General features: G+C 67.6%; 24 protein-coding genes and 1 other RNA gene. 9 read left to right on the forward strand and 16 right to left on the reverse strand.

Annotated elements, in window-relative coordinates; translation table 11 throughout:
* The first annotated feature begins 41 nt into the window (after positions 1-41).
* Positions 42-602 carry a nucleoside 2-deoxyribosyltransferase gene (locus tag ACW173_RS14905; protein ID WP_492080778.1) on the forward strand — a complete coding sequence of 187 codons (561 nt, stop codon included), beginning with the start codon at positions 42-44 and terminating at the stop codon, positions 600-602.
* Positions 603-605: 3 nt separating this feature from the next.
* Here ACW173_RS14905 and ACW173_RS14910 read toward each other — a convergent pair whose 3' ends face one another.
* On the reverse strand, positions 606-1,349 hold the full coding sequence (locus ACW173_RS14910; protein WP_492080779.1) for a tRNA1(Val) (adenine(37)-N6)-methyltransferase: 744 nt from the start codon (positions 1,347-1,349) through the stop codon (positions 606-608).
* Between the two features lie 98 nt (positions 1,350-1,447).
* On the opposite strand from ACW173_RS14910, the gene ACW173_RS14915 reads away from it, so the two are divergent.
* The 3 genes from ACW173_RS14915 (at position 1,448) to ACW173_RS14925 (ending at position 3,565) form a co-directional block, all read left to right on the forward strand.
* Positions 1,448-2,458 carry a polyprenyl synthetase family protein gene (locus ACW173_RS14915; protein WP_492080780.1) on the forward strand — a complete coding sequence of 337 codons (1,011 nt, stop codon included), beginning with the start codon at positions 1,448-1,450 and terminating at the stop codon, positions 2,456-2,458.
* Position 2,459: 1 nt separating this feature from the next.
* Positions 2,460-3,050, forward strand: a complete 591-nt coding sequence (locus tag ACW173_RS14920) for a hypothetical protein (RefSeq protein ID WP_492080781.1) — start codon at positions 2,460-2,462, stop codon at positions 3,048-3,050.
* A gap of 128 nt (positions 3,051-3,178) precedes the next feature.
* Entirely contained in the window at positions 3,179-3,565 is a 387-nt protein-coding gene (locus ACW173_RS14925) for a YccF domain-containing protein (protein ID WP_492080782.1), read from the forward strand.
* Positions 3,566-3,635: 70 nt separating this feature from the next.
* Here ACW173_RS14925 and ACW173_RS14930 read toward each other — a convergent pair whose 3' ends face one another.
* The 3 genes from ACW173_RS14930 to fumC are packed head-to-tail and all read right to left on the reverse strand — an operon-like array spanning position 3,636 to position 5,940.
* Entirely contained in the window at positions 3,636-4,043 is a 408-nt protein-coding gene (locus tag ACW173_RS14930; protein ID WP_492080783.1) for a DoxX family protein, read from the reverse strand.
* Positions 4,027-4,491, reverse strand: coding sequence for a GNAT family N-acetyltransferase (locus ACW173_RS14935; RefSeq protein ID WP_492080784.1), 465 nt, complete (start codon positions 4,489-4,491; stop codon positions 4,027-4,029). Before ACW173_RS14935 ends, ACW173_RS14930 begins: the two co-directional genes overlap by 17 nt.
* Positions 4,492-4,548: 57 nt before the next feature.
* Positions 4,549-5,940 (reverse strand): class II fumarate hydratase, encoded by a 1,392-nt coding sequence (gene fumC, locus ACW173_RS14940; protein ID WP_492080785.1) that lies wholly within the window; start codon positions 5,938-5,940, stop codon positions 4,549-4,551.
* An 86-nt stretch (positions 5,941-6,026) separates the two neighbouring features.
* On the opposite strand from fumC, the gene ACW173_RS14945 reads away from it, so the two are divergent.
* From ACW173_RS14945 to ACW173_RS14955, 3 genes are read left to right on the forward strand one after another with little or no spacing between them, the layout of a single operon-like run.
* A complete protein-coding gene (locus ACW173_RS14945) occupies positions 6,027-6,566 on the forward strand; it encodes a DUF1697 domain-containing protein (protein ID WP_492080786.1) in 540 nt (179 codons plus the stop codon).
* A 20-nt stretch (positions 6,567-6,586) separates the two neighbouring features.
* The gene (locus ACW173_RS14950; protein WP_492080787.1) at positions 6,587-7,744 is read left to right on the forward strand and encodes an acyltransferase family protein; all 1,158 of its coding nucleotides are present in this window, start codon (positions 6,587-6,589) and stop codon (positions 7,742-7,744) included.
* 7 nt (positions 7,745-7,751) lie between these two features.
* A complete protein-coding gene (locus ACW173_RS14955) occupies positions 7,752-8,141 on the forward strand; it encodes a RusA family crossover junction endodeoxyribonuclease (RefSeq protein WP_492080788.1) in 390 nt (129 codons plus the stop codon).
* On the opposite strand, the gene ACW173_RS14960 is transcribed toward ACW173_RS14955, so the two are convergent.
* The 8 genes from ACW173_RS14960 to ACW173_RS14995 all read right to left on the reverse strand — a co-directional run bounded on the left by ACW173_RS14960 (position 8,109) and on the right by ACW173_RS14995 (position 13,584).
* Positions 8,109-8,495, reverse strand: a complete 387-nt coding sequence (locus tag ACW173_RS14960) for a hypothetical protein (RefSeq protein WP_492086000.1) — start codon at positions 8,493-8,495, stop codon at positions 8,109-8,111. The two genes, ACW173_RS14955 and ACW173_RS14960, sit on opposite strands and share 33 nt — an antisense overlap.
* Positions 8,496-8,581: 86 nt before the next feature.
* Positions 8,582-10,744: a serine hydrolase domain-containing protein gene (locus ACW173_RS14965; protein ID WP_492080789.1), complete on the reverse strand. Its 2,163-nt coding sequence runs from the start codon at positions 10,742-10,744 to the stop codon at positions 8,582-8,584.
* Positions 10,745-10,837: 93 nt separating this feature from the next.
* The gene (locus tag ACW173_RS14970) at positions 10,838-11,611 is read right to left on the reverse strand and encodes a C13 family peptidase (RefSeq protein ID WP_492080790.1); all 774 of its coding nucleotides are present in this window, start codon (positions 11,609-11,611) and stop codon (positions 10,838-10,840) included.
* A gap of 10 nt (positions 11,612-11,621) precedes the next feature.
* Positions 11,622-12,095, reverse strand: coding sequence for a PaaI family thioesterase (locus ACW173_RS14975; RefSeq protein ID WP_492080791.1), 474 nt, complete (start codon positions 12,093-12,095; stop codon positions 11,622-11,624).
* A gap of 13 nt (positions 12,096-12,108) precedes the next feature.
* Positions 12,109-12,588 carry an SspB family protein gene (locus ACW173_RS14980; RefSeq protein ID WP_492080792.1) on the reverse strand — a complete coding sequence of 160 codons (480 nt, stop codon included), beginning with the start codon at positions 12,586-12,588 and terminating at the stop codon, positions 12,109-12,111.
* Positions 12,589-12,790: 202 nt separating this feature from the next.
* Positions 12,791-13,155, reverse strand: a transfer-messenger RNA (tmRNA) gene (gene ssrA, locus ACW173_RS14985).
* 49 nt (positions 13,156-13,204) lie between these two features.
* Positions 13,205-13,441 carry an Atu4866 domain-containing protein gene (locus tag ACW173_RS14990; RefSeq protein WP_492080793.1) on the reverse strand — a complete coding sequence of 79 codons (237 nt, stop codon included), beginning with the start codon at positions 13,439-13,441 and terminating at the stop codon, positions 13,205-13,207.
* A complete protein-coding gene (locus ACW173_RS14995; RefSeq protein WP_492080794.1) occupies positions 13,438-13,584 on the reverse strand; it encodes a hypothetical protein in 147 nt (48 codons plus the stop codon). Before ACW173_RS14995 ends, ACW173_RS14990 begins: the two co-directional genes overlap by 4 nt.
* Before the next feature lie 186 nt (positions 13,585-13,770).
* Between ACW173_RS14995 and ACW173_RS15000 the strand changes: the two genes are divergently transcribed.
* Positions 13,771-14,679, forward strand: coding sequence for an AraC family transcriptional regulator (locus ACW173_RS15000; RefSeq protein WP_492080795.1), 909 nt, complete (start codon positions 13,771-13,773; stop codon positions 14,677-14,679).
* Between the two features lie 97 nt (positions 14,680-14,776).
* A complete protein-coding gene (locus tag ACW173_RS15005) occupies positions 14,777-15,439 on the forward strand; it encodes an aquaporin (protein WP_492080796.1) in 663 nt (220 codons plus the stop codon).
* Here the strand turns inward: ACW173_RS15005 and ACW173_RS15010 are convergent.
* The 4 genes from ACW173_RS15010 to ACW173_RS15025 form a co-directional block, all read right to left on the reverse strand.
* On the reverse strand, positions 15,417-16,274 hold the full coding sequence (locus ACW173_RS15010; protein WP_492080797.1) for a hypothetical protein: 858 nt from the start codon (positions 16,272-16,274) through the stop codon (positions 15,417-15,419). The two genes, ACW173_RS15005 and ACW173_RS15010, sit on opposite strands and share 23 nt — an antisense overlap.
* A gap of 3 nt (positions 16,275-16,277) precedes the next feature.
* Complete coding sequence (ilvN, locus tag ACW173_RS15015) at positions 16,278-16,835, reverse strand: acetolactate synthase small subunit (RefSeq protein WP_492080798.1); 558 nt, start codon at positions 16,833-16,835, stop codon at positions 16,278-16,280.
* Between the two features lie 49 nt (positions 16,836-16,884).
* Positions 16,885-18,690 carry an acetolactate synthase 3 large subunit gene (locus ACW173_RS15020; RefSeq protein ID WP_492080799.1) on the reverse strand — a complete coding sequence of 602 codons (1,806 nt, stop codon included), beginning with the start codon at positions 18,688-18,690 and terminating at the stop codon, positions 16,885-16,887.
* A 102-nt stretch (positions 18,691-18,792) separates the two neighbouring features.
* A complete protein-coding gene (locus ACW173_RS15025; protein ID WP_024265762.1) occupies positions 18,793-18,840 on the reverse strand; it encodes a hypothetical protein in 48 nt (15 codons plus the stop codon).
* Positions 18,841-18,994 lie beyond the last annotated feature (154 nt).

An 18,994-nucleotide genomic window follows, 5' to 3' on the forward strand; every position in this document is an offset into this window, starting at 1 on the left:
AAGTCATTGACAGGCGCCGTCAGGAACCAGACCTAAGACGCATGCGCCCTGTCCGTTCCCTATGGCTGGCCGGCCCCGAGGCCTGGCTCCCCGATTCCGAAGCCCAGGCGGCGCGTCAGAGGGCCTTGTGCCTGGACGCCGGCCTCGAACCCTTGACCCCGGCCCGCATGCCGCCGGGCGAGGGCGGCGACGAGCTGGAAGCGCGACAGTTCTACGCCGGCCGCATGGCGCAATTGCGCCAGGCCGACGCGGCGGTGATCAATCTGACGCCGTTCCGCGGTCCGACGGCCGACACCGCCACGGTATTCGAGGCCGGCGTGCTGGCGGGGCTGGGCCGGCCGACCTTCGCCTATCTGAACGTCACCAGCGAGATCCACGCCGAGTACGTGGCGCGCGTCGACTCGGTGCTGGGGGCGACCCTGGACGAGACCGGCGTCTGGCGCGACGGCGACGGCTGCGTGATCGAGGATCACGGCCTGCCCGAGACGGTCATGCTGTGGGGTGAGGCCCGGCGACTATTCGTGATCGTCACCCAGAACCCGCTGCGCGACCTGACCGGCCTGGAGCTGTGCCTGCAGGCCCTGGCGCTCTACGCCGAGTAGGCGTCACCAGGGCAGGGCGGCCTCGCCCCGCAGAATCGCCTCGGCCTCCGCCGAGTGCTTGCCGCCCTCGCGGTCGTGCAGGACGAGAGGGGGCAGCAGGACCAGCGGCGCCTTGCCCGTCTTGATCGCCCGCACGATCACCCGCTTGGCCGGGGCGTCGGCGAAGGGCGCGATCGGCCGGATTCGAAACGAGCCGGCCTTGGGCGCCAGCTTCGCCAGGATGTCGGCCAGGCGGTCGGCGCGGTGGATCATGGTGATCGTCCCGCCCTCGCGCACCGCCTTCAGGCAGAAGCCGGTCCAGGCGGCCAGGCCGCCGTCGGCGATCCAGGCGCCGCTCTTGGCCGGGGCGGGCGCGCGCAGGCTGCCGGGATCGTCGAAGAACGGCGGATTGGTCATCACCGCGTCGAAGACCGGCAGGGCCAAGGCGCGAAAACCGGCCTCGACATCGCCTTCGGTGACGGCGACCCGATCGGACAGGTCGTTCATCGCGGCGTTCTCGGCGGCGAGGGCCGCGGCGACGGAATCACGCTCCACGCCTTGGAAGATCGCTTCGGGACGGCGAGTCGCGGCGGCCAGCAGCGCCCCGCCGACCCCACATCCGGGTTCGATCACCCGCTGGCCGGGCAGGGCGTCGCAAGCGGCCGCCAGCAGCGCCGCGTCCATGCCGGCCCTGTATCCATCGGGCTTCTGGCGCAGCCTTACGCGCCCCCCCAGAACCCGATCCTCCGTCACCCGTTGATCGTCCAATGCTTCTAGGCCTTGTGCTCGCCTTGACCGTGACCTATCCCGCCACCATTGTCCCTCGCAACGGTTCGTGCGGGAGACGCCGCAAGGAGACGAAGGTTTTGGACGCAGCGACAGCGACCCTCCCCCGGAAGTCGGGCTCGGTGGATCGTCTCGTGCGCCTCGCCGAGGCCGACATGAAGGGCGTCAACGCCCTGATCACCGATCGCATGCAGAGCGACGTGCCGATCATCCCGGCCCTGGCCGAGCACCTGATCGCCGCCGGTGGCAAGCGCCTGCGTCCGCTGCTGACCGTGGCCGCCGCCCGCCTGGCCGGTTCGGATAACGATCACTGCCTGAAGCTGGCCTCGGCGGTCGAGTTCATCCACACCGCCACCCTGCTGCATGACGACGTCGTCGACGGCAGCCAGCTGCGTCGCGGCAAAGTCGCCGCGCACTTGATCTGGGGCGCCGCGCAGAGCGTGCTGGTCGGCGATTTCCTGTTCGCCCGCGCCTTCGAGCTGATGGTCGAGACCAACTCGATGAAGGCGCTGGAGATCCTGGCCCGCGCCAGCCGCGTCATCGCCGAGGGCGAGGTGCTGCAGCTGATGCGCAGCCACGACCTGAACCTGTCGCAGGCGGTCTATCTGGAGATCATCCAGGCCAAGACCGCCGAGCTGTTCGCCGCCGCCTCGGAGGCCGGCGCGGTCTCGGCCGGCGTCGAGGCCGACAAGACCGACGCCTTGAAGGCCTATGGCCTGAACCTGGGCCTGGCTTTCCAGCTGGTCGACGACGCCCTCGACTACGGCGGTACGACCGAGGCTTTGGGCAAGAACGCCGGCGACGACTTCCGTGAAGGCAAGGCGACCCTGCCGTTGCTGCTGGCCATCGCCCGCTCGGGTCCGCGCGAGGCCGAGTTCTGGGAGCGCGCCATCGGCCGCCGCGAACAGACCGAAGCTGATTTCCGTCGCGCCCGCGAGCTGATCGTCGGCTCCGGCGCCCTGGACGCCACCTTGGACCTAGCCGCCGATTATGCCGATAGGGCCAAGTCGGCGCTGGCGATCTTCCCGGTGGGCGACTGGCGCGAGGCGCTGGAAGACCTGGCCGACTTCGCCGTGAGCCGCAGGGCCTAGGATGTCCAGGCGGAAGTCTTCCCTGGGTGGGCTTCCTGCCGCCAAGCCGGGCGAGACCCTGCCGCGGTTGCAAACCATCATCGCCACTTCGCCGGAAAACCCTAGCGGCGATCCGAACATTCGGCCGCACGAGGCCGGAGAGGCCGCCGGCAAGGTGATCGGCGGCGGTCTCAGCGTTCTGGTCGGCGGGCTGCTGGTGATCCTGATGCTGGGCCCGATCCTGTGGGCGCCGTTGTGGGCGGGCCTCCGGGCCGCGCGCTCGTTTCCGGGCCCCTGGTGGACGTGGCTGGCCGGCCTGGTCGCCGGCGGCGGCGCGGCCCTCGTCCAGACCGTCCTGCTAGTCCAGCGCAGCCCGATCCTGCGGTATCCGGTGGTGGCGCTGTTCGCGCTGATCTGGGTCGGCGGCCTGTGGCTGGAGTTCACTTCGCCGCGCCACGACTGGATCACCACGGCTCCGGCGCTGCACATGCCCGGCCCGTGGTCCTGGGCGCTGATCGGCGTGGGCACGGTGATCTATGCCGGGATCTACCTCCTGGCCCTGGCCCCAATCAGCAAGAGCCGCTGGGCCAAGCGTTGGCAGCTGATCAAGTGAAGCCTTCCCGATCCGAGCATTGGATCGGACAAGAAGGCTGACCAAGAGGGTGGCCGTGAATTCGGTGTAACGTCCTTCACAGCGGGGTAGGGCGGGCCCACGTTTAGGTCCTGGCTTGGGGTGAAAACATGATCCGTTTTGTTCTGAACGTTCTGTGGTTCCTTTTCGGCGGCCTGCTCACAGGTCTCGGCTGGCTGCTGGCTGGCGTGATCCTGGCCATCACCATCGTGGGTCTGCCCTACGCGGGCGCGGCGTTCCGTATCGCCGGCTTCGCCTTCTGGCCGTTCGGCAAGGAGATCGTCCACCGCGAGGAGGGCTTGGCCAGCGGTCCGCTGGGCCTGGTCCTGAACGTGATCTGGTTCGTCCTGGCCGGCTGGTGGCTGGCCCTGGGTCACGTCGTGGTCGCGGTCGCCGAGGCCGTGACCATCATCGGCATCCCGTTCGCCATCAAGGACCTGCAACTGGCCTACATCGCCCTGGCCCCGATCGCCCGCGACGTGCGGCGGGTCGACTAGAACCGGTTGAACAGCCGGTCGAGCGCGCGACGGATGGCGTCTTCGTGCTCGACCGTCGAGCCGATCCAGATCAGACGGCCGCGCGCCGGCGGAACGGCCAGTCGATCACCCTCGCCGCCCATAGCGGGGCCCAGATGAAGAAGGGCTGCAGGAGCAGCAGTCGGGGCGCGTGGTACCACCACGAACTCGGCAGCGGCGGGACCGCAACGCCGCTCAGGGCATGGTAGATGTTCGCCGGCCAGACGCAGACGGCGTAGAGCGCCAGCATGATCCCAGCCAGTCGGCGTGTTCGCGGGATCAGCAGCCCGACCGCTCCGGCGATCTCGCATAGGCCCGTGAAGATCACGATCTCGCGGGGGAATGGAATGATCGGCGGCATGATCGCCAGGAAGCCATGGGGAGCGACCACGTGCGCGCCGCCGAACGGCGCGTAGATCACGGCGAGCAGCAGGCGGACGAGACTACGAGGGCTGAGCATCGTCGGAGCCAACGCTCCGCCGCAGCACATGGGTCCACGGGCCGCTCGTATCCGCCACGAACCCTTGAGCTTCCCAGAACGGCGCGGCAGCCTCCGAAGCCCTCGCATTGACCGTCAGCAGCGCCACGCTGTCGAAGCCCTCGTGGATCAGGGCCGAGGCCAATGCGGTGGCCACGCCGCGGCGGCGCATCGCGGGGCGGACGTAGAAGCGACGCAGGCGGCGCGCGGGTTCGAAAGCGGCGGGTTCGACGCTGAGCGCGCCGACCCCCGCCAGCTCTCCGACCAGGAACGCGGCGAGGATCGCCTCGCCGTCGTCCCGGAAGCGTGCGCCAGCGGCCCAGCCGTCTGCCAGCAGAGCCATGTTGCGCACGCCTTCGCCGGAGGCCTCGGCGACCAGGTCGTCGAAGCCGTCCGGCAGTTCGTCGAACAGACGAACCAGTTGGAGCATTCTAGTGGAGCGCCTTCTTATCGCCGAACCGGCGTCCACTTCGGCGGAAGGCGCTCATCAGCCCGGCGAGACCATCTTTTCCGGACGGACGTACTGGTCGAACTCTTCGTTCGACAGGTAGCCGCCGCCGACGGCTTCCTCGCGCAGGGTGGTGCCGTTCTTGTGGGCCGTCTTGGCGATCTTGGCGCAGATGTCGTAGCCGAGGCGGCCGTTCAGGGCCGTGACCAGCATCAGGCTGTTCTCGACGCCCTTCTTGATGTTGTCGATGCGCGGCTCGATGCCGACCACGCAGTTGTCGGTGAAGCTGATCGCCGCATCGGCCAGCAGGCGAACCGACTGCAGGAAGTTGTAGGCCATCACCGGGTTGAAGACGTTCAGCTCGAAGTGACCTTGCGAGCCGGCGAAGGTCAGGGCGGCGTGGTTGCCGAACACCTGCACGCAGACCTGGGTGAGGGCCTCGCACTGGGTCGGGTTGACCTTGCCCGGCATGATCGACGAGCCCGGCTCGTTTTCCGGCAGCGACAGTTCACCGAGACCCGCGCGCGGGCCCGAGCCCAGGAAGCGGATGTCGTTGGCGATCTTGAACAGGCTGGCGGCGACCGTGTTGATCGCGCCGTGGCTGAAGACCATGGCGTCGTGGGCGGCCAGGGCCTCGAACTTGTTCGGGGCGGTGGTGAACTCCAGGCCGGTGATCGCGGCGATGGCTTCGGCCACGCCCTCGGCGAAGCCGATCGGGGCGTTCAGGCCGGTGCCGACGGCGGTGCCGCCCTGGGCCAGCTGCATCAGCTTGGGCAGGGTGCTTTCGATACGCTCGATGCCGTTGGCCACCTGCTGGGTGTAGCCCCCAAACTCCTGGCCCAAGGTCAGGGGCGTGGCGTCCTGGGTGTGGGTGCGGCCGATCTTGATGATGTCGGCCCAGGCCTTGGTCTTGGCTTCCAGGGCGGCGTGCAGATGCTTGAGGGCCGGCAGCAGGTCATGGACGATCTGTTCCGCGCAGGCCACGTGCATGGCCGTCGGATAGGTGTCGTTCGACGACTGGCTCATATTGACGTGGTCGTTCGGGTGGACGGGCTTCTTCGTTCCCATCTCGCCGCCCAGGATCTGGATCGCGCGGTTCGAGATCACCTCGTTGGCGTTCATGTTCGACTGGGTGCCCGAACCCGTCTGCCAGACGACCAGCGGGAAGTGGTCGTTCAGCTTGCCGTCGATCACTTCATTAGCGGCCTGGACGATGGCGTCCTTCAGGCCGGCGTCCAGCTTGCCCAGCTTGAAGTTGGTCTCGGCGGCGGCGCGCTTGACGATGCCCAGGGCGCGGACGACCGGCAGGGGCTGCTTCTCCCAGCCGATCTTGAAGTTGCCCAGGCTGCGCTGGGCTTGCGCGCCCCAGTAGCGGTCGGCGGCGACTTCGATCGGGCCAAAGGTGTCGGTCTCGATGCGCGTGGCGGTCATGCGGCGATCTCCGGAAAAACGGTCGAGCGCGGTCTAGACCTTGGGGGCGCGAAGGGCAATGTTCGCAAGCGCGAAGGAGGCCCTGGATGGATGCGTACGTCGCGCTGCCGCGCTCGATCAACACCGGCAAGCGCAAGGTGCTGAAGGAGGACCTGCTAGGCATTGCCCAGGATACCGGTTTCGCGACGGCCAAGACCTATCTGGCCAGCGGCAACCTTTTGCTCTGGGGCGAGCACGAGGGCGGCGAGGCCTTGGAACGCGCGCTGGAGGACGCCCTGGAGGCCCGCATGGGCCTTCGCACCGACTTCATGGTCCGCTCGCCGGGGGACCTGCGGCGGATCGTCGACGGCAATCCGTTCAAAGCCGAGGCGCAGGACCATCCCAGCCACGTGATCGTCAATTTTCTGAAGGCGCCACTACCGGACGGCGACGAAGAGATCCTGCGGGCGGCGAACACCGGGCCCGAGCGCTTCGTGGTCGCGGCGCGCGAGCTCTATCTCGATTTTCCGATCAGCATGGCCGACTCGCTGTTGGATCGCGACTGGAAGAAGACCAAGCGCAATCCGGTCGGCACCACGCGCAACTGGAACACGGTGCTGAAGCTGACCGAGATGCTGGAAGCCTGAGAGCTTAGTCGGGGGGAAGGATGTCGAATTCATCGAGCCAGCGCATGGTCGCGCTGGACCTGCTGCGCGGCCTCGCGGTCGCCGGCATGATCCTGGTGGTCAGCCCCGGCTCTTGGGAGATGACCTACGCCCCGTTGAAGCATGCCGACTGGCACGGCTGGACGCCAGGAGACCTGGTGTTCCCGACCTTCCTCTACTGCGTGGGCATGGCCATCGGCCTGATGGTCCCGCGCCTGACGCGGGCGGATCGGACCAGCGGGGCGCTTTGGCTGAAGATCGCGCGCCGAACGGGGCTGCTGATCCTGCTGGGCCTGGTGCTGAACGCCTTGCCGAACTTCGACCTGGCCAACCTGCGCATCCCCGGCATCCTGCAGCGGATCGCGCTGTGCTACGCCCTGGCGACGGCGATCTGCGTATTCGCCGCGGGGCGGGGTGAAGATGGGCGGCTGAGGTTCAACCTGGCCGCCGCGGCGGTCGCGGCCGTGGGGCTGATGGCGCTGTACTGGGCGCTGATCGCCTTCGTGCCGGTCCCGGGCTTCGGCGTCGGACACCTGGATTCCAATGGCTCGCTGCCGGCCTATATCGACCGCGTGGTGTTCACCATCCCGCACCTGTGGCGCTGGGGCGTGACCGAGGGCGTTGGCGTCACCTACGACCCCGAAGGCCTGCTCTCGACCCTGCCGGCCACGGTCAATGTGCTGATCGGCGCGATCGTGGCGTCTCTGGCGGCGCGGGGTGAGCGCAAGCTCATGTGGGTCCTGGCCCTGGGTTTTTTCCTGATCGCGGGCGGGCTGTTCCTGGGTCACCTGATCCCGATCAACAAGCGCATCTGGACACCCAGCTTCGCCCTGCTGAGCAGCGGCATCCCGACAGTCGCCTTTGTTGGCCTGGACATGCTGTCGCGTTCGAAGCGCGGACCGGGCCTGGGCTATCCGCTGATCGTGCTGGGCGGCAACGCCATCCTGGCCTTCATCCTGTCGCAGCTCTTGGGCGTGTTCGGCGGCATGGACGTGATGCCCGGTCCCAACCCGTCGCCCCAGGGCTATGTCTATGCCCTGGTGATGAAGGTCATCGCCGATCCTTATCTGGCTTCCCTTGCCTGCGCGGTTCTGGTTCTTGGCCTGATCACCGCGATCCTGATCCCTCTGCACAAGCGTGGGATCCATCTGAGGCTTTAGGTACGCTTTGCTCGAAGACGACTGGACCCACCACGGCAAGGTCCGCGCCCGCGAAGTCGGGGGCGAGCTGACCATCGTGGTCGACGGCCTGACCACCCAGGGCAAGTACTACAAGCCGCTGATCTACGAGTTCTTCCGCAAGTCGTGGCGCGGTTCGCGTCCGGCCTGGGGCGAGTTCAACGTCGAGATCGGCATGGAGTATGTCGGCGAGCCGCCGTGGATGGACCTGGACAATCTGGCCAAGGCCCTGCTGGACGCCATCAAGGGCTATGCCTTCCACGACGACGCCCAGGTCGCCCGGCTGCTGGTCGAGCGACGGCCGGGCGAGCGCGAGCGGATCGTCATCCAGGTGCGCAAGCTGAACTCAAACCTTATGCGGCGCACGCTCGAAGAGTGAGGCGGCCACGGCTACGTAGGCCACCGCCAGGAAGGCGCCGTAGCGGCCGATGCTGGCCGGGTCGCTGGTCGGCATCACCTCGGCATAACGCGCGATGAGCAATGAGCCGGCGACCAGGCCGGGTGTCGAAAACAGCAGCATCGGGAACAGCCGGCGGCGGCGCGGCGTGTGCGTCAGCCGCGCCACCGCCTGGAAGGCGAACGTCACCGTCGCGGCGGCCGCGAACGCGTTGATCGCGTAAAACCAGAAGGCGCTCTCCAGGAGCCCCCCTCCGAAAGCGGCGTAAAACAGGGTGGCCGCCGACCAAGCCGCCAATCCCGTTCCCCCAAACACCAAACCGTCCAGTTTTGACACGTCGCGTCTCCCTCGCTCGTCTCCCAGAACGAAGTTCTGCAAGGCGGGCGCCGGAAGCGGAGTTTAGGGTTGGATCGTGACGGGACTCAGCGGCCCCAGGGCACCAGATAGCCCCACATGCCCAGCAGGACGCCCAGGAACACGAAGAGCAGGGCGGTGAAGGTGAAGGCCACCTTGCGGCCGCCGCTCCAACTGTCGACGCGACGACCGCCGCGCCAGACCATCGGCAGGACGCCCAGGGTGAGAATGCTGAGCACCGCGGCGACCAGGGCGCAGGCCGAACCGCTCATCAGCCAGCCCGAGGGCCAGCCGAAAAAGACATTGGTCTGGTCGGCCGCCTTGGCCGAAAACACGCCCATGCAGCCGGCCGAGATCAACCACAGCACCGCCTGCATGGTCTGCATCTGGCTGGCGCGGGCCTGGACCGGGGTCTGGCGCGCCTCGCGGCGGTTGCGGAACATCACGCCCAGGATGGTGGCGGCGCTGGCCAGGCCGGCGATCACCGCCGTCCAGCCCAGCAGGCCGGCCGAGCGGAAGAAGCCGACCCGCTCATAGGTCGACCAGCCGCGCGCGGCGTAGAAGCGCGAGGGTTTGTCGCCATTGGCGTCGAACACCAGGGTCAGGGCGCTGTCGACGGCCTTGAACACGCCGGGGCGGTCGGCGCCGTTGAACAGGGTGCTGACGCCGCCGTCGGTGATGGCCAGGCGGCCGTCGGCCGTGGCGCGCACGCTGGCGCGGCCGATGATACGGTTGGTGAAGCCCTCCAGCCCGCCATAGGCGCGGCGGGTGGTCAGATAGTCGCCCTCATAGGCGCGGGCCTGATCGTAGCTCAGGGCGCTGACCGGCGGCACGGCCGGGGCGGGGGCGTAGAAGTGCTCGATGATGGTCGAAGGCAGACTGGCGGGCAGGTTCGCGCCGCTGTCGGTGTTGACCGAGACGAAGATCCCCAGGCCCAGCTCGGGCACGATCACCAGGTTGGAGTGGAAATACAGCGTCGCGCCGCCGTGGCCGAAGCCGCGGCGATTGCCCGGAAGCGGGATGTCCTGAAAGCCGGCGTTCCAGCCGGCCGCTTCCGGGGCGGGACGGTACATCGGCGTGCGGAAGGCCAGGGCCGTCCTCGGTGAGAACACGGTCTTGCCGTCGATCGTGCCGCCGTTCAGCAGCAGGGTCATGTAGCGCGCCATGTCGCCGGCCGTGCTGGAGGCCGAGGCGGCGGGGGCGACCTGGCCCATGAACTCACGTGGCTGGGTCTTCCAGCCCATCGACGTCCACGAGAAGCCGTCCGACAACTCGGCGGCCAGGGCCTCGTTCATCGGCGCGGGCAGGCGATCGTTCCACGGGCGGGCCTCGCGGAAGGTCGTGTGGTCCATGCCGGCCGGCAGGATGATCTCTTCGCTGACCAACTGTTCGAAGGGCTTGCCCGTGACGTTGGCCAGAGCCGCGCCAGCCAGCGCCGCGCCGTAGTTGGAATAGCTGGGCAGCAGGCCAGGCTCGCGCACCCGGCGCGGACGCTCCTGGCGCAGATAGTCGTTCAGCGGCCGCACGCGGTTGGGGTCACGCTCGAACAACTGGCCCAGCGAACGATCCTCGAAGCCCGCCGTGTGGGTCATCAGGTCCTTCAGGCGCACGGGCGTCTTCTTGCCCTGGTCCTTCACCTGCAACGGCTGGGGCAGGTAGACATTGACCGGACCGTCCAGGCGCATGCGGCCGGCCTCGATCTCGTTCATCAGGGCGATCCAGGTGAACGTCTTCGAGATCGAGGCGACGCGGAACAGGGTCTTGTCCGGATCGACCGGGCGGCGCTGGCCCAGATTGGCGAAGCCGTAGCCCTTCTTCAGCACCACCTGGCCGTTCTGGACCACCGAGATGGTCGCGCCGGCGATGTGGTCGCGGCTCATCGAGCGGCGGACGACGCCGTCGACGAAGGCTTCCAGCTGCGGACCGGGCAGCGGGATGGCGGCCGACGGGGTAAGCGACGGCGCGGCGGCGACGGCGGGCGTTGCCGGCGTGGCCGCGGGCTGGGCGTTCAGGGCGGGCGAAACGGGCGCGACGACGGCCGGACGGGGACGCGGGCGCACGCGGCGCGGCCGCAGCGTGTTGTACGGACGCGGCGCGGCATTCAGGACGGGTTCGGACGGCGCGACGGGCGGCGGCGAAGCGTCCTGCGCGAGCGCCTCCGATCCGACCAAGGAGCAAAGTGCGATAAAGGCCGCCAGGAAGGCGGCCGCGGGCGAAACGCGCGACGTCAACGATGTCCCCTAGTAGAGCGGAAGTCCGTGAAGCGGAAAACTTCCAGGGTTTTGTGTAGCGTGCTGGCCGCCAGGGTCAAACCCGATCACTGGTCACGGTGTCTTCGTTTGGCTCCGGTTGAACGCGTAGAGCGGCAGCATCGGGCGCAGGGCGGGACCGATCCAGACCTGCGGCTCGGAGGCGGGCTCGGCGCCCGTCTCCTTTTCGCGCCGGGCCACGCAGGCCTGAACGCCCGCGCCCAGGGCCGCGAAGTTCTTGGCCTGCGGGGCCGAGGACAGGAAGCAGTCGTCGAAATAGGGATATTTGTCGTCCTCGCCACAGCCGAAGGAGGCGCGGTCGGGGCGGGCGGCGGTCAGGATCAGGCGGTCGCTCTTTTGCAGCGGCGGGATGAAGACGCCCGAAAAACAGGCGGAGATCACAACCACGCTGGGGCGTCCGGGGCAGGCGTCGTCCAGCATGGCGGCCAGCATATGCGGGCGCAGCATCGCCTCGCCGAGAATCGCTCCGTCAGGACTGCCGTGCGAGCTGATGTAGAACAGGCACCCGGCCTTGGCCGTCTGGGCCTTGAGGCGCAGCGCGTCGTGGATGGTCCGCGCGTCCGACTGGCCCGGCGACTCGGCGGGGTAACGCTTGGGGCGCACCGAGAACTGCTGGACGGCGTCCTTGTCGAAGCCCAGCTCGATCAGGGCCCTGGAGACGTCGCGACGCGCATTGTCGAAGGCCTCGGTCGGCCCGCCGGAATGGGCGTGGAAGTCGCCGGCCACCACCACGGCGACCCAGTTCGAGAACGGGCCCGCGGCGCGCGCAGGGGCCATCGGGGCGAAGAGCAGAGCCAGAAGTCCGATGACCGCCGCCGCTCCCCGCATGGCCCCAATCCTACTTCTTCTTGAAGTTGGCGAAGGGTGTCGGGATCGCCGTGCCCGTCGACTTGGCCAGGAGGCGGCCCTCGGCGTCGTAAAGCTCGCCCTCCATGAAGCAGACCCTGCGGCCCCACTTCACCACGCGGCCGACACCGCGCAAGGATCCGGGCATGGCCGGGCGCAGGAAGCTGGTCTTCATCTCCAGGGTCGGCACGACATGGGTCATGCCCGAGGTGATCATGCCGGCCACCGACATGCACTCGTCCAGCATGGCGCAGACGAAACCGCCCTGAATCTGCCCCATCGGGTTGCACAGCAGCTCGGCGCGCGCCGTGAAACCGACCTCGACCTCACGGTCGGCCTGGCGCACGGCCAGCAGCTCGAAGCCCAGGGTCTGGGATCCGGTCGGTTGGCTCTTGGATGCGCGGAAGCGCGCGAGGATCGCCTCGTCGCTCAGAGCCTGGGGAGCATCCGAGGCCACATCGCTCATTTCTTACGGGCGCTCATTTTTTTCGGAACTGGTCCAGGGAGACGATCTTGGGGCCTTCTTCGCCGGTAGGGACGGGGGCTTCGGCCTCGGGTTCCGGCTCGGGCTCGTCCTCGATGACCTCGGGGGCGGTGAACTGCAGGGCGAACTGCACCGACGGGTCATAGAAACGCGTCAGGGCCGCATAGGGCACCGACAGGCGCTTGGGCTGGCCGCCGAACTTCAAGGTGACCGAGAAGAAGGTCTCGCCGGGCGCCAGGTCCCAGTACTGATGTTGCAGGACGATGGTCATCTCGTCCGGGTACTTGCCCAGCAGGTCCTGCGGGCCCGAAACGCCGGCCGCCTTGGTCTTGAACGTGATGTACAGATGGTGCGGCTCGGGCAGGCCACCGGGGGCGGCCGCCTTTTTCAGCGCCGCCTTGACCACGCCGCGCAGGGCGTCCTGGGCCATGGCCTCGTACTGCATGAGGTCTTCGGGCGGTTGGGTCTGGGACATGCGCGGAGTCGATACTTCGAACTGAAAACGAAGCCCGGAACGTAGCGCGTCGGAAGCCTCGCGCAAAGCGGGTGGCTGCGGAATCCGAAGGTCCGCAATCGATGTCGTTCACATTGAGCTGAGGAAAGTGGAGGGATTCTGTTGGCGGGCTCCCGCATCCCTCCAAGCAAAAGAAGGAGGGAGCCTCGGCGGTGTCGTGGAAAGTGGAGGGATTCTGTTGGCAGGCTCCCTCCGGGCCCCGCCTAGGGATCTGAACCCCTAGGACTTAAGAGGCGAATTCACCTGCACCGCATTACGCGGCGACGGCGAACTCTTCAGCGAAGTTATCGTTCGCATTTAGAAAAATGACCCGAAACGGTGGATCAAGCCGAGAGAAAGCATACACCTTTACACGTCTGTCGATGCTGATCGGCCCCATGCAGTCCCATGATAACTTGGGAGAGATTGGTGGAGCCGCCGGGAATCGCACCCGGGTCCAGTCCGCTTATTACGTGCGCGTTTATCCCCATAGTTCGGCCGAAGCCGGACATTTCCAATATAGGGGGTTCGTCTCGCGGATGGAAGGGCAGTGCGTCAAGCTGTCCCCAACCTTAGGCCTCCCACCTTAGGCCCCCACCTAGGCTCCGAGGCTTAAGCGGCCATCCACCAGCGTGCCGCTGATGACCGCGCCGCGATCCTCGAACAGTTTCAGCCTCTCGCCGACCAGCACATAGACGCCGGTGAACACGTCGGCGAAGTCGTCGCGGGTCTCGATGAAGCGACCGTCGGCGCGCAGTTCCAGCGATATGTGGCCGTCGGGAGAGGTCCAGACGCCGGCGACCGGGATGTGGGGAACGATGGCGGACATCATCATGGGGCGATCCTCCAGGCGGCGGGCGCGGACGTGGCGGTCGGGAGCGCGGCGGTGGCGGCCGTCAGCGCGGCCGTCCCGCCCAGCAGGGCGGCGACGAACCAGCGCGGAGCCGTCACGCCGCGTCGGGGCGTGTAGCGTCTCATCGCGGAGCTCTGATTTTGGGGTTGGCCGCGTTGGGAGCGGAACGAGGCCAATATGCGGCACGGGTCGGTCCAGTCGGTAGACCGATGCTCCGGCATGCTTGCACGAAAATCCAGAACCGAACGGCGTCGCATGACGGAGGATCGTGCAAGGCCTATAAATAGCCTCGCTGCGAAAAGGGAAATTGCATGAGCACGCGCGAGGCGCTGGCCGCCCTGATTGAACGATTCACGCCGAACGAGGGGCCGCTCGACACCTGCTGCCCTAGGGTCAACCTTTACCGGCTGCATGCGCCCAGCGAGCCGTCGCACGCGCTGCATGACCCGTCCTTCTGCGTGCTGGCCCAAGGCCGCAAGCGTGTGCTGGTCGGCGAGACGGCGCACGAATACGATGAGCGCAACTTCTTCCTGTCGTCGATCGACGTGCCGGTGACCGGCCAGGTCGTCGAGGCCTCGCCAGAGCAGCCGTATCTCAGCTTCCGGATCGTGCTGGACGCCAACCTGATCAGCGAGATGATCATGGAGTGCGGCCTGGCCGCTCGCCTCGACGCCGCCGCGCCGCTGGTCGGCGGCATGTCGGCTGGAGCGATGACGCCGCAGCTGTTCGACGCGACCTGCCGGATGGTCAGCCTGATGGACACGCCCGAGGACGCACCGGTGATGGCCCCGCTGATCGAGCGCGAGATCCTCTATCGCCTGCTGACGGGACCGCAGGGCCCGCGCCTTGCCCAGATCGCCCGCCGCGACGGTCGCCTGCGTCAGGTCAATCGCGCCATCGGCTGGATCAGGCGCCACTTCGACCAGCCGTTCAGCATCGACGCGGTGGCCGAGGAGGCGCGGATGAGCGCCTCGGCCCTGCACCAGCACTTCAAGGCGGTGACCTCCCTGTCGCCGCTGCAGTACCAGAAGCAGATCCGCTTGCAGGAGGCCCGCCGGCTGATCCTGGTCCAACGCCTGGACGCGGCCACGGCCGGCCACACGGTCGGTTACGACAGCCCCTCGCAGTTCAGTCGCGAATATGCCCGACTGTTCGGCGCGCCGCCGCTCAGGGACGTGGCGCGCCTGCGGGAGCAACCGGAGCAGATGGCGGGCGCCTAGACCTGGGTGGAGCCATTTGAAGACTCACTGATAAGATGCATAGTCGACTCCACGACATAGGGTGAACTTGCTCAAGTTCAGTCGGGGAGGATTCAAAATGTCAAAGATTGTTGCTGAATTTATCGGGACATTTGCTCTGGTTCTGTTTGGATGTGGCGCCGCGGTTCTCGGCGGAGATCATGTCGGCCAGCTGGGAACGGCCCTGGCCTTTGGCTTTGCGATCATCGCCCTGGCCTATGGGATCGGTCCGGTCTCGGGCTGCCACGTTAATCCGGCCGTCAGCCTGGCCGCCTTCGTGGCCGGGCGGATGAGCGTCAAGGAGATGGGGTTGTACTGGATCGCCCAGTTCGCCGGCGCCCTGGCCGGCGCGGCCGTACTGGCCTGCATCGCCGGCGGGACCGCCCATGGCCTGGGCCAGAACGGTTGGGGGCCCGGCTATCTGGGCGCCTATCCGCTGCAGGCGGCGTTCGTCTTCGAGGTCGTGATGACGGCGCTGTTCGTCATCGTCATCCTGGGCGCGACTGGCGCTGACGCCGCGCCGGGCTTTGCCGGCCTGGGCATCGGCATCGCCCTGGCGGTGATCCACATCGTCGGCATCCAGGTGACCGGCGTCTCGGTCAACCCGGCCCGCAGCTTCGGCCCGGCGGTCTTGGTCGGCGGCCAGGCCCTGGCGCAGCTGTGGCTGTTCTTCGTAGCCCCGGCGATCGGCGCGATCCTTGGCGCGCTGCTCTACCGCTTCAAGATTCTGAAGGTGGGCTAAGGTTCTCGGACGGCCCTTCTGGAGGATCGTCCGGCGGTATCGGAACCGCCGACGGCTGCGGTCGATTGCTCTCGCCCGGGATCAATCGGCCGCCCGACCGGATCAGCGCTTCATAAGCGGCCGCTTGCCGCGAGAAGTCCGCGCCCCGGGGCAGCACGGCGTCGAAGCGCGGGTCGCGGCCAGCCGCCGCGCCGATGGTCGCGGCCAGGATCCGCGCGATCGAGCCAACCTCCGCGTCATCGCAGGCGCGGCGCAAGTGTCTGGCCTGGCCGGGAACCAGCAGCGTCACATCCCAGGAGACGCCGTCGACGCACAGCGCCGACACCGCCCCGCCGCCATAGTCGACGATCACCGAGCGTGGCTGGCCCCAGGCCGGGTCACCGGGGACGAGCTTCAGGGGCGCGATCTGGACGTCGGCGAGTTCGGCGTTGATGTCGACCCGGCGGCCGATCTCCGGTGTGCAGCAGCCCAGGCCCGCGCGGGCCTGAACGAAGGCGCGGCCGTCGCGGCGCAGGGTGACGCGGACCACGGCCTGACGCACGCCGCGCGCGGGCCGGGCCCAGACCTCCAGGATCAGCTCGCCGCGCTTGAGCACCTGGCTCTGCAGCGGCGGCAGGCCCCATAGGCGGTAGAGGAGGGGGGCGACGCCGTTGTCGATGGGAATGGGGCGCTCGTCGTGGTCCAGACGGCGGTTGTACAGCGGCTCCAGCTCGGACGGCGGACGGGGAACTTCCGGCGACCACCAGGTCGCCGCGTCAGGGAAGGGCGCGGGCGGCGGGGCCTGTTGGGCGACGACGAGGGTCAGTCCCGCGATCAGTCCTGCCCAGCCGCTCATCCGCTACATCCCTTCGACGCCCCGCTCGATGGAAAGAACGCCCGTGCGGGAAAGTTCCACCAGGCCGAGGGGGCGCATCAGGTCCAGGAACTTGTCGATCTTGGACGGCGCGCCCGAGATTTCGAACACGAAGCTTTCCAGCGTGGTGTCGACCGGCTTGGCGCGGAAGATCTCGGCGATACGCAGGGCTTCGACGCGGTCGGGACCCGAGCCACGCACCTTGACCAGGGCCAGTTCGCGCTCGACGCCGTTGGGGTCGCGGGTCACGTCGTGCACGCGGCGGACGTTGACCACCTTGTTCAGCTGGGCCTCGATCTGGTCCAGCACGTGGCGGGTGCCGCGGGTCACCACGGTGATGCGGCTGGTGTGGGCCTTGCGATCGGTCTCGGCGACCGTGAGGCTCTCGATGTTGTAGCCCCGCGCGGCGAACAGGCCGACCACGCGGTGCAGCACGCCGGGCTCGTTGTCGACCAGCAGGGCGAAGGTGGCGGTCTGCTCGACCTGGCCCGTGGGGCTAAGGTCGTAGGCCGAGGCGGGAGCGGGTTGGACGTTGGCGGTCATGGATCGCTTCTATGCCAAAGGATAGGGAAGGGCGAGGGCGAGGCGCGCCTCACACCAACCCCGCGCCCTCGGCCCCGATCACGTTTCCGATGTCCTCGACCTCGCCCATGATCATCTCGTTGTGGGCCTTGCCCGAGGGGATCATCGGCAGGCAGTTCTCGTGCTTCTCGACGCGGCAGTCGAAGATCACCGGCTTGTCGCTGTTGATCATCTCAAGGATCTTGCCGTCCAGTTCGGCCGGGTCCGAGCAGCGGATGCCGTGGGCGCCATAGGCCTCGGCCAGCTTCACGAAGTCAGGCAGGCTGTCGGAATAGGAGTGGCTGTAGCGCTCGCCGTGCAGCAACTGCTGCCACTGGCGGACCATGCCCATCCACTCGTTGTTCAGGATGAAGATCTTGACTGGCAGGTCGAACTGGATCGCCGTCGACAGCTCCTGGATGCACATCTGGATCGAGGCTTCGCCGGCGATGTCGACGACCAGGCTCTTGGGGTGGGCCAGCTGCACACCGAGGGCGGCGGGCAGGCCGTAGCCCATGGTGCCCAGGCCGCCAGAGGTCATCCAGCGGTTTGGCTCCTCGAAGCGGAAGAACTGCGCGGCCCACATCTGGTGCTGGCCGACTTCCGTCGTGATGTAGACGTCCTTGTCCTTGGTCAGCTCGTACAGGCGCTCGATGGCGTACTGCGGCTTGATGACCGTCTCGGAGCGCCGGTAGTTCAGGCACTGGCGGGCGCGCCACTGGTCGATCTGGGCCCACCAGTCGCTCAGGGCGGCCTTGTTAGGCTGATGGCCGCCGGCCTTCCAGGCGGCGATCAGGTCTTCCAGCACCGAGCCGGCGTCGCCGACGATGGGCAGGTCGACGCGGACGTTCTTGTTGATCGACGAGGCGTCGATATCGATGTGGATCTTCTTGCTGCCCGGCGAGAAGGCGTCCAGGCGTCCGGTGACGCGGTCGTCGAAGCGGGCGCCGACGCAGATCATCACGTCGCAATCGTGCATGGCGTTGTTGGCCTCGAACGTGCCGTGCATGCCAAGCATGCCCAGCCACGCCGGATCGGCCGCCGGGAACGCGCCCAGGCCCATCAACGTCGAGGTGACCGGCGCGCCGGTCAGCGCCTGGAACTGACGCAGCGCCTCGCTGGCCTTGGGGCCGGCGTTGATGACGCCGCCGCCGGTGTAGAAGATCGGCCGGCGCGCGCCCGCGATCAACTTGGCCGCGTCGGCGATGCGGTTGGCGTCGCCCTTGGTCTTCGGCGCATAGGCGTGGGTCGAGGCGACTTCCGCCGGGCCGTAATATTCGCCCTTGGCGAACTGGACGTCCTTGGGGATGTCGATCAGCACCGGACCCGGACGGCCGGTGGTGGCGATCTTGAAGGCCTCGTGGATGATCTGCGGCAAGTCGCGGACGTCTTTGACCAGGTAATTGTGCTTGGTGCACGAGCGGGTCATGCCGACGGTGTCGGCTTCCTGGAAGGCGTCGGTGCCGATCAGGTGGGTGGGGACCTGGCCGGTGATGACGACCATCGGGATCGAGTCCATCAAGGCGTCCATGATGCCCGTGATGGCGTTGGTGGCGCCCGGGCCCGAGGTGACCAGGACGACGCCCGGCTTGCCCGAGCTGCGGGCGTAGCCTTCGGCGGCATGGGTCGCGCCCTGCTCGTGGCGAACGAGAATGTGCTGCAGGCGCGGCTCGTGGAACAGCGCGTCGTAGATCGGCAGGACCGCGCCGCCCGGATAGCCGAACAGGACTTCCACGCCTTGGTCCACGAGGCCGCGAACCACGATCTCGGCGCCGGTCATGGCGCGGGAGGTATCGGCGGCGGGAGCCTGGCTCTCGATGGTCTGATGGGCGGTCATGGGGCGGATCCGAGTGGGAAGCTGGAGTGGAGGTAGGCGGAAAAGAAAAAAGGTCCCGAAGGACCTTTGCGCGCGCGACCGAGCTACGACGTGACTTCTAGGTCACCCCGCGAACGGCCGCTCCATAAGTACGATCATGGTTTTGCGCACGAGTCTTGCTCCAAAGCTACGGAATGGGTCATGACATGCGCCAGTCGGACCGTCAAGGCGCGCTTTGCCGCAAGGATGTGCCTTTCCCGAGCGGTGTGACCTTACCGGAGTTTCACGTGACAGGGGCAGGTTTTCCCCGTCACGGTCGCGCTCC

It is taken from the genome of Caulobacter sp. ALps2 (genome assembly GCF_058681635.1).

What these genes read in the sequence shown, in the direction of transcription:
- ACW173_RS14905 (WP_492080778.1), top strand. Translation starts at nt 42, where the DNA reads ATGCGCCCTGTCCGTTCCCTATGGCTGGCCGGCCCCGAGGCCTGGCTC.
- ACW173_RS14920 (WP_492080781.1), top strand. Translation starts at nt 2,460, where the DNA reads ATGTCCAGGCGGAAGTCTTCCCTGGGTGGGCTTCCTGCCGCCAAGCCG.
- ACW173_RS14925 (WP_492080782.1), top strand. Translation starts at nt 3,179, where the DNA reads ATGATCCGTTTTGTTCTGAACGTTCTGTGGTTCCTTTTCGGCGGCCTG.
- ACW173_RS14930 (WP_492080783.1), bottom strand. Translation starts at nt 4,043, where the DNA reads ATGCTCAGCCCTCGTAGTCTCGTCCGCCTGCTGCTCGCCGTGATCTAC.
- ACW173_RS14935 (WP_492080784.1), bottom strand. Translation starts at nt 4,491, where the DNA reads ATGCTCCAACTGGTTCGTCTGTTCGACGAACTGCCGGACGGCTTCGAC.
- fumC (WP_492080785.1), bottom strand. Translation starts at nt 5,940, where the DNA reads ATGACCGCCACGCGCATCGAGACCGACACCTTTGGCCCGATCGAAGTC.
- ACW173_RS14945 (WP_492080786.1), top strand. Translation starts at nt 6,027, where the DNA reads ATGGATGCGTACGTCGCGCTGCCGCGCTCGATCAACACCGGCAAGCGC.
- ACW173_RS14950 (WP_492080787.1), top strand. Translation starts at nt 6,587, where the DNA reads ATGTCGAATTCATCGAGCCAGCGCATGGTCGCGCTGGACCTGCTGCGC.
- ACW173_RS14970 (WP_492080790.1), bottom strand. Translation starts at nt 11,611, where the DNA reads ATGCGGGGAGCGGCGGCGGTCATCGGACTTCTGGCTCTGCTCTTCGCC.
- ACW173_RS14975 (WP_492080791.1), bottom strand. Translation starts at nt 12,095, where the DNA reads ATGAGCGATGTGGCCTCGGATGCTCCCCAGGCTCTGAGCGACGAGGCG.
- ACW173_RS14980 (WP_492080792.1), bottom strand. Translation starts at nt 12,588, where the DNA reads ATGTCCCAGACCCAACCGCCCGAAGACCTCATGCAGTACGAGGCCATG.
- ACW173_RS14990 (WP_492080793.1), bottom strand. Translation starts at nt 13,441, where the DNA reads ATGATGATGTCCGCCATCGTTCCCCACATCCCGGTCGCCGGCGTCTGG.
- ACW173_RS14995 (WP_492080794.1), bottom strand. Translation starts at nt 13,584, where the DNA reads ATGAGACGCTACACGCCCCGACGCGGCGTGACGGCTCCGCGCTGGTTC.
- ACW173_RS15000 (WP_492080795.1), top strand. Translation starts at nt 13,771, where the DNA reads ATGAGCACGCGCGAGGCGCTGGCCGCCCTGATTGAACGATTCACGCCG.
- ACW173_RS15005 (WP_492080796.1), top strand. Translation starts at nt 14,777, where the DNA reads ATGTCAAAGATTGTTGCTGAATTTATCGGGACATTTGCTCTGGTTCTG.
- ACW173_RS15010 (WP_492080797.1), bottom strand. Translation starts at nt 16,274, where the DNA reads ATGAGCGGCTGGGCAGGACTGATCGCGGGACTGACCCTCGTCGTCGCC.
- ilvN (WP_492080798.1), bottom strand. Translation starts at nt 16,835, where the DNA reads ATGACCGCCAACGTCCAACCCGCTCCCGCCTCGGCCTACGACCTTAGC.
- ACW173_RS15020 (WP_492080799.1), bottom strand. Translation starts at nt 18,690, where the DNA reads ATGACCGCCCATCAGACCATCGAGAGCCAGGCTCCCGCCGCCGATACC.